This window comes from Cecembia lonarensis LW9 (genome assembly GCF_000298295.1).
In the GTDB taxonomy this organism is placed as follows: domain Bacteria; phylum Bacteroidota; class Bacteroidia; order Cytophagales; family Cyclobacteriaceae; genus Cecembia; species Cecembia lonarensis.
This window is the reverse complement of sequence record NZ_AMGM01000335.1, coordinates 1-541: the sequence shown is the minus strand read 5'-3', so window position 1 is coordinate 541 and position 541 is coordinate 1. Positions and strand designations below refer to the sequence as shown.

The window sequence follows — 541 nt, the reverse complement described above, 5'->3', positions numbered from 1 at the left end:
ACTGAATTCGAGCAAGGCCGCAGTGCCGGGCGAGTGCCGGCGGTCCGGCGCAGAAACCTCATTTCGCGGGATACTGATTTGCTCGCCCGGCACCGATTCGCAGCGTCCGGCGCGCAGCCGCAGCATGTGGTCCGCTCCGTCCACCGAGCCGTCCACGGCCCGGGTGAGCAGTACCAACGCCGTACCCTCGGCGCGTAATTGCTGCAGCAGGGCCGCCACGCGCGCGGAAGCCGCGGCATCTAGTCCGGCCAGCGGCTCATCCAAGATGAGCACCGGCGCACCATCCAGGGTGAGCGCCGCGAGTGCCACCAGACGCTCCTGGCCCCCGGAGAGCGTCTCAGGGTCACGGTCCAGCAATTCTCCGAGGCCCAACCTGTGGGCGAGCGCGGTGATCCGTGCGTGCATCTGGGCGCGCGGCACCCCGGCGTTCTCCAGCCCCACGGCCAGCTCCTCGGCCACTGTTTCGCGGACCCCGGAGAGATAGTGGCGAGCATCCTGGGGCAGCATGCCCACATGTCGTGCCCATCCCACCGGATCGATG

General features: G+C 69.1%; 1 protein-coding gene. It reads right to left on the bottom strand.

Annotation, left to right across the window (positions count from 1 at the left end):
• On the bottom strand, positions 1-541 hold a 541-nt coding region (locus B879_RS24345), incomplete at both ends, for an ATP-binding cassette domain-containing protein (protein WP_162136902.1).